The organism is Bradyrhizobium cosmicum, assembly GCF_032290525.1.
Lineage (GTDB): Bacteria > Pseudomonadota > Alphaproteobacteria > Rhizobiales > Xanthobacteraceae > Bradyrhizobium > Bradyrhizobium cosmicum_A.
Genome location: NZ_JASXTA010000024.1, coordinates 100,205 through 107,731 on the forward strand (window position 1 = coordinate 100,205; position 7,527 = coordinate 107,731).

At 56.7% G+C, this 7,527-nt stretch carries 4 protein-coding genes and 2 pseudogenes; 1 reads left to right on the plus strand and 5 read right to left on the minus strand.

Features of this window, described 5'->3' with window-relative positions:
- Positions 1 to 424 precede the first annotated feature (424 nt).
- From QSV46_RS32535 to QSV46_RS32555, 5 genes and pseudogenes are all read right to left on the minus strand, one after another.
- Positions 425 to 904, minus strand: a pseudogene (locus tag QSV46_RS32535) (IS701 family transposase); the annotation flags it as partial.
- Positions 905 to 1,647: 743 nt separating this feature from the next.
- Complete coding sequence (locus tag QSV46_RS32540; protein WP_314961089.1) at positions 1,648 to 2,391, minus strand: peptidogalycan biosysnthesis protein; 744 nt, start codon at positions 2,389 to 2,391, stop codon at positions 1,648 to 1,650.
- A gap of 416 nt (positions 2,392 to 2,807) precedes the next feature.
- Complete coding sequence (locus tag QSV46_RS32545) at positions 2,808 to 3,581, minus strand: class I SAM-dependent methyltransferase (RefSeq protein WP_314961091.1); 774 nt, start codon at positions 3,579 to 3,581, stop codon at positions 2,808 to 2,810.
- 273 nt (positions 3,582 to 3,854) lie between these two features.
- The gene (locus QSV46_RS32550; protein ID WP_314961093.1) at positions 3,855 to 4,178 is read right to left on the minus strand and encodes a hypothetical protein; all 324 of its coding nucleotides are present in this window, start codon (positions 4,176 to 4,178) and stop codon (positions 3,855 to 3,857) included.
- Positions 4,179 to 4,760: 582 nt separating this feature from the next.
- Positions 4,761 to 5,240 carry a hypothetical protein gene (locus QSV46_RS32555; RefSeq protein WP_314961095.1) on the minus strand — a complete coding sequence of 160 codons (480 nt, stop codon included), beginning with the start codon at positions 5,238 to 5,240 and terminating at the stop codon, positions 4,761 to 4,763.
- A gap of 321 nt (positions 5,241 to 5,561) precedes the next feature.
- Between QSV46_RS32555 and glmS the strand changes: the two are divergent.
- Positions 5,562 to 7,295: pseudogene (gene glmS, locus QSV46_RS32560) on the plus strand (glutamine--fructose-6-phosphate transaminase (isomerizing)).
- Positions 7,296 to 7,527 lie beyond the last annotated feature (232 nt).

Genomic DNA, 7,527 nt, shown 5'->3' on the forward strand with positions numbered 1-7,527 from the left:
CTTCGACATGATCGCAACATAAAAATAGACGAGAAGAATAGGGGCACTCGATAGGTGACCACGTCCTTGCGCTGCTGCAGAATGATCTGACACAAGGAAGTGGAGCGGACCCGCGCTCGATTCAACGCCGAGCTGTTCCGAGTAGCACTTATCGAGAAGGCTCGATATTTCCTTCGATTAGCCAGAGCGGCCCGAATCTCGTTTTGAGCGCAAGTAGTCGTTCCTTGCTTCAGGCGAGCGTCGCATCTGCTGCGAACTAGTCTTACTGAGTCAGAGTGTCGCGGCCCTTGTCGACAGGAATCATATATTTGAGAAGACTCACTTTTCAGCGTGGGAGACTGAGATGGGTCTGACAAGTTCGGGGGACGTAGCGTCGCGGTTTTCGGCGTACATTGAGGGCCTTGCGAGCGTGATCGGACATCTTGAAGGTGATTTCCTTGGGGACACCGGCTTTGCGCCGACGTGCACGGTCCGTCACCCACTCCCTTGGTAGATAGAGCCGATAGGCCACCGGCAAGCTCGCATGATGGCTCGCGAGCGAAAGCGTCACGGCAACCTGACAATTGTCTTGCTTGCCCAACTGACCGCAATATTGCCGTGCAACCCCGACCGAATGCCGGCCCTTCTTAGGAAAGCCGGTATCATCGATGATCCAAGCTTCGATCTCTCCATGGCGTTCGATGCCCGGCAGCACTAACTCACGGACCTTGGCCAACACCTGCTGATCCGACCAGTCGCCTTGACCGACAAGATGCAACAATGCCTGATGTTGCGCTGCTGTCCGCTCAGGAGCCGTCATCGCCGCCATCGGCTCGACACTCTTGCGGTCGCACGGCATCATCAGCCCTGTACAGTAATCGCGAAGCGGTTTGGCTCGTCCCGCATGCCAAGCCGGCAATTGCACTTGATCATTTGCGCTGGCCTAGCGAGAAACGATTTCCCCCTCAGCAACAGCCGCCACCAAAATCTTCAAGGAAGCTACTATTCCCGAAAATTATCGACCGAGGGGATCCGCCATTGCGGCCTGAACGGCACGTTCCAAATTCGATCGCGACCGTCCGAAGAAGATTAAGCGCTGCTCTCGTCGCCACACTATCTCGATGCCCTTGTTGCACCAGGCCAATCTCCAGTCAAAGTGGCTATCGGAATTTATGACGCAGTAAGACTAGCAGTCTGCTCAAAAACTATGAAGTTGAGAATTTTCTTGTTCTTGTTCGGTCGCTATCGGAGCGGCGCGCTGGAGGTTGGATTTCGTGTTCGGCCTCGCGTCGGGCTACCCCGGCGCGGGCTGGCTATGTAGCAAGTAGTTTGGGTATGCGGATCAGGTTGTAGGCGATCAGATTGAGCAAGAAGTCGGCGCCGACCCCGGCCCCGCAGAAGCAGTCGTTCTAGCCCGCAATATCCATCAGGCTTTCGTCCATGAAGGTCGCAGCGAGGGCGAGATTGCGGCCGATCTCAATGAATAGGACATCCCAACCGACCTTAGACGCCCGTGGACCAGGGGCACGGTCTGATCAGCTTCTGATCAATGAGAAAATGCCGGCGACAACAGAACCAGCGCAGCATCCCCTACTCCAAGTCCCGCCACCGCGTCGAGGGGCATCGCACCTAAGGTCTCCGCGGGTTTTGGCCCGATCTCGCAGTTACTTAATCCGGAGGATCTCGATGAGCCTCGACGAATTCCCAATCGCGGCTCAGATGGCCGGGGAATTGATCCTGATAGTGCCTGAGCGTACACCGATTGTGCCGCTCGATCTCAGAGCGGCTGATGTGCTGTTCACCAATACATTTGACGACGATCGCTTGCGGCTCGATCTTTGCCCCGCGGTTCACCTTCGCGCGCAGCGCAGAGGTAGAAAGCCGCAACGTCTTGAGGCCGCGCGCCGCAGCATAGTCGAGAGGCTCATAATAGCACAATACGAAGTATCTGTAATCGTTGAGATCGAGATTGTAGTCTGCCCCGAAGTAGCGCAAGTGAAGTGCCGTTCCGAAGCGATAGAAAACGGCCATACCGGTTATCTCATTGTTTCGCTTGGAAATCGCTACGGCACCAAAATGCGAGACACCCGCCTTCCTCTGCCCGGCGAGGATCCGTTGCATCCAGTCGCGATCATCGGCATTGCCGTACCTAGACCTGTTCTGGGTTATCAAATCTGCGGCTATTGAGTCATCAAGTTCTTCGGCTGGTAGCCATTCGATCTTGCCTCCCGTTCGCTGGAACGCCGAGATTTCAGACTTACTTTGATTACGATTATGCGCGGACGAGTGCGCGATCATCCCGGGGAGCCCTGTGTCCGGCACTTCCAGTGACGCTTCGGCAGAATGCAAAACGACTGCCCCCCCTATGACCCCAGCAAATTCCACTGCTGCCTGATAGGGCATGTACGGCATTACAAAGCCGGCGTATCGCCGTTCCTGAGCATAGTATAGAGCGCTGCGTCCTAACGCTGTCAAAGCCTCACGCCTTCGCCTGCCCTGGACGCAGGGAATCTCGTTATGGGTGTTGCGCCGTCCCCCAAGCCAGAGAAAGGTTTGTTGCCAAGGGCCAGGAATACCCCCCATGCAATCTGGTAAGAAGAACATCCCAGCTGATTGGCTTCCCTCCCAAAGCGTACACGCGGCCACGAGTCCGGCCGGCCCGTGGACCGCGAGTACGTCTGTTGTACCGAATGAATTTTCGAGAGCTCGTAGCCATCGGTAGCTGTTGTAGAAATTGTTATCACTGACTAGCGCATCCCAGTCATGCTCATTTAGGCCGCATAGAGCGTGCGGAACGCCTGACAACTCCGTCCTGAATGGGAGAAACGTCATGGGTTTTGCTCCGCATGTCCACGGGCGAGTACACCTTCAATGATGATCGCGTGCGGGCTTTGGAGATATGCACGCAGCTCTTTGGGGAGCTGTTCTATATGGGAGTATGCTGGAGCACCCAATTCCCTCCATTTCAACGACCGGAACCCGGCTTGTCCTAATGCCCTTTCCAAAGAAGGAGCGGGCCAATGCCATGCGAATACGCCGCCCTGTTCTCCGTTTTTGCAGAACTCGATCCTGATGCGTCGACCTTCTAAATACGGGTTCTCAGGATCGTCGACAACGAGCCTGAACCCACAGGCTTCGTAGTGATTTGAGTGTGGGTTGTAAGACGGATGAGTCGATAGCGATACCAAGCGCCCGCCGGGACGTAACAGTCCGGCCATTTCGCCGCACATGCTGTCTAGCTCAGTCTTGTTGGCAGCATAGGGAAGCACATAGGATGCAAGTACGACGTCGAATTGGGCTGTCATGCTGGCAGAGAGATGGGCGATGAAGGAGAGATCGGACGCCTCTTTCTCTGCCCGACGCCGCGCGTAGTTCAGCATGCCTGGCGCCGGATCATATCCTACAACGCAGCGCGCTCCGCGTTGCTTAAGCATTCGCGAAATTGCCCCCGTGCCGCACCCGAAATCGAGGATTGATAGGCCATCAACGTCGCCGATCGCCTCTAGTACACTCGGCACTTCAATGTATTTTCGAAGGGGCCACTGAGCCATGTTCTCGTGCAGACTTGCAAATTCATCGAATTGAGCAGCATTGTCGGACATGAGAGCGCCGGTTCCTCCATTTGCAATATCCAATGTCGCCGCGAACCCAGCGTGTTGGGGTGACGGGGCAGTTCGGGACTTAATCAGCGGAAGGGTCTTGCTGCACGTGAATGCCAGACCGCAAATCGCCACACAGCCTTCGAAATCTGCCCCCAATAGCGAAGGGCGCCGTGCACTCTAGCTCGCGTGAACTTATGTGGAATTTCTGCTCCGGCGTTCGGGGAAGAACCGCCGACCAACGCCACTTTTGCTGTGAGCCGTGACCATCGAGCCTCATGGCTCGATCCGTTTCGACCAGACCGACACCGTCTTGGATCTGTCGAGATACTTCTCGTAGAGTTCCTCAAGCATTTCCTTGCCGACCACAGCCAGCTCGGCTTGATAGGCAGCGCGATCGGTCACCTCAATACGCTCGATATAATCCCACGGTCCGCCTGATATACCAGAGCCGGTTTCGGTGATGCGGTGCGTGCAATAGCTGACAATAGTCTTCAATTTGCCCGCGACGATATAGTCGACCTCGCGCTCAAAACGCTCATAGTCGGCTCCGCTGACACCCGGCTTCAATGCGGCAAATACAAATCGGACAACAGCCATTTTGGATCCTTCTCGTATCGTGGCGAAGCAAATTCAAGCGGCCAGCTCTGAAGCAAGACCACAAGCGACGGATCGCCTCAGTGCGCTTCCAGCGCGCTCCTTTAGCGCTGGTCACCTGGGCCGATGGACATCGACCCCGCGAAAACGGGCGCGCAAAACGTGCGGAACGCCTCGCCTCCGAAGGGAAGAACTTGATGGGTTTGCCCCTGATATCGTGAGTGACAAGTGGGCACACGCTCGACGATTATCGATTGCAGCCTTTGAAGCACGGCGCATGTCATGAGCGTCGCTGCCGCTCCCTAGAGGTGATGAGGACCAAGTCCTACACAGCACGAATGATAGAAGTCCCTTCGACGCACCCGACCGGATTTCAATTGGCGAAATCTCACTCAACCGTGCTTGTCGATCATTTATTTGAATCAATCGAGCAAGCGCCATGTGAAGCTCCGGGCTGGGCTGTCTGCGAGACCGCCATATTCGAAATGGTTTTCCACCGGAAGTCAGCAAACTGCGTGCCACAAACGCCTTATGCGAGCTTGCTTGGAAGCGGACAAAACAACTACTTCGCGACGCATGGGCGGACTACTTGTGCCGACTTGTCGAATTTCGCACCTTATACGTCGTGATCCAGACAGGGCTGAATATGACAACGCGGTGGCCACGTGGCGGCGACTGCAGCTCTTGAGATCCGGGGGGCAAGATATGGTTCTTGATAGGCTCCTCGAAGTTCGAATTTTGCAGCGCAGTATGAGATGAAAGCGCAAAACGCTTCGCGAAACGCTCCAGACGCGGCCAGACCGAACCGGCGTACCGCTTGAACGCATCGTACGAAGATGAGGATCGTCTACGTCGAGAGGCGCCTGTAATGACGGCGAAGAGATCGTCGAGCAGCTCGAAGACGGCAAGAGCCTGCTCTGGGGTCCAGTCGGCGGGGATGAGGAAGGGCAAACCGCGTTGGAGGCTCGAAGGCAGCAGAGGTTTTAGGCTTATGACGGGACAGCCTTTTGGGGATTTTACTGTGACGTGGCGCTTAGTGCGGATTTCGGCGCGTTCGCGATCCAAACCGTCCTCCTCAGTGCACGGCAAGCACCGGACGATCGGCGGGGAGCCAAGCGCTGTTTCAATTCTTTCCTGCTCGGTGCGGAATGATCGACTAGCGTGGCGAGATCCGCCGAAGAGCGTGTCGGGCACCGGATACGCGTCGCATAGCCAAGAGCTCCTTTTCGAAAGCGGAGCATTGTAAAGTCGCTCGCTATTCGCATGCAAATTGCTGCTTTGGGTCACGCAAATAAATGGGAGGCCTCATTGAGCTGGCAACGCCTTTAGCTTGCCGCCCACAATTGGAAAGACATCATGATTCAATGGTAGCTGCGGGGCATATTAATCTGCAAGTGCGGAATTGTCGGCATTTTGGGACGCCGGCCGGTCTCGAAGCAATTGGTCCTTTCGGTGGCTATGACTCCGGAGGCGTTGCAACGCTGGAACGTCCTCATCTCCATCGGCGGCGCGCCGCGGGCAAGTTGGATAGAGAGCCGATTGCGCGCAGTGCCGCTCTGGGGGCATTCCGGAAATGGGGCATACCCGCTGGGCCACCCACAGAAAGCCGACCGAGAATAACGCTCATCCGCATGCGACTGACAATGTGACGGTCGTCCATAATGGCATTGTTGAAACTTTTCTTGCGCTACGCGCCGAGCTGCAACAGCAGGGTGCCTAATTCGTTTGAAGGGCTGTTCGCCTCAGGACGCGGTGAAGGCTTCGCGCGCGGCGCGTTCGCGCTGATCTTTCCTTTCAAATATTGATAGGCTTCCACAATGGCTCACCACTTACGATCGGCCATGGCAACGGCGAAATGTATCTGGCGTCGGATGAGATTGCACTTGCGCCTTTCGCGGAGACCATTACCTAGAGGACGGCAACAGGACCGTTCTGACCCGCAAATCCGTCGTAATCTATGGCATGCGAGGCATGGTAACCCATCGCGAGGTACCGAAATGTAGCGCGTCCTCGGTGCTCATTCCCAAAGCGAATTACCGCCATTTCATGGTCAGGGAAATCCACGAACAGCCGGAAGTCGTCGGACATACGCTGGCGCGCTATGTTGAGGTGGCGGCCCAGCGCGTCGCATTGCCTCAGAAGCTCCCATTTGACTTCAATGACCTTGGCCGAATCTTGATCACTGGTTGCGGCACCGCAAGCTATGCCGGCCACGTCGCCAAATATTGGTTCGAGCGGCTGGCCCGGGTCCCAGTTGAGGTCGATGTTGCCTCCGAATTCCGCTACCGCGACCCCCCTCTGCGTGAGCGCGATCTCGCCATCCTCATTTCGCAGTCCGGCGAGACGGCCGACACACTCGCTGCGCTGCGCTGCGCGAAGTCGCAGGGACTGCACACGCTCTCCGTGGTCAACGTGCCGACCTCGACGATTGCGCGTGAGAGCGAGACCGTGCTCCAGACCCTCGCCGGGCCTTCAATCGGCGTCCCGTCGACCAGGGCCTTCTCGTGCCAACTGACGGTGCTCGCGGCTCTTGCGATCACCGCCGGGAGATCGCGCGGTGAATTGTCCCGCGCCGACGAGGCCAGACTCGTGCAGGAGTTGGTCGAAGTTCCTCGGCTGATTGCAGCAGCGCTTGCGACCGAGCCGCAAATCGAGAATCTCGCGCGCGAGATCGCCAAGTCGCGTGGCGCACTCTGTATCGGCCGCGGCAGCTCCTTTCCGCTGGCGCTGGAAGGCGCGCTGAAGCTGAAAGAAATCGCCTATGTCCACGCCGAAGGCTATGCTGCGGGTGAGCTCAAGCATGGCCCGCTTGCGCTGGTCGTCCATGGCATGCCTGTAGTCGTGATCGCCCCTCGCGACCTATTGTTCGAAAAGGTGGTCTCAAACATGCAAGAAGTTGCAGCAAGAGGCGGCAATATCATCCTAATGACCGATGCAAAGGGGGCCGAGGCGGCCACTGTGGACTTGCTCGCGACCGTCGTACTGCCTGACATGGCGACAAACTTTACTCCGATAGTTTATGACATTCCGATGCAGCTTTTGGCGTATCACACCGGATTGATGATGGGCACAGACGCCGACCAGCCACGTAATCTTACTAAATCGGTCACTGTCGAATAGGGGCCCTGGATATTCCGCGAGTCCAACGCTCACCACGAAAATATCGATGCGCTCTTCGCCGGGCGGTTGGATAACAACTCTACATTGCGGCTTGGTGACGGAGAAGCTGCGATCAACCTGCTCTGATGTCCAAGAGGCATCCGTTTTAGTCGTCCGTTCTTTAATCGCGGGCACGGTGTCAAGCCCGATAGACAAAAATGATCCGCTGCCGGGTTCATGGTTCTTTCCGCGG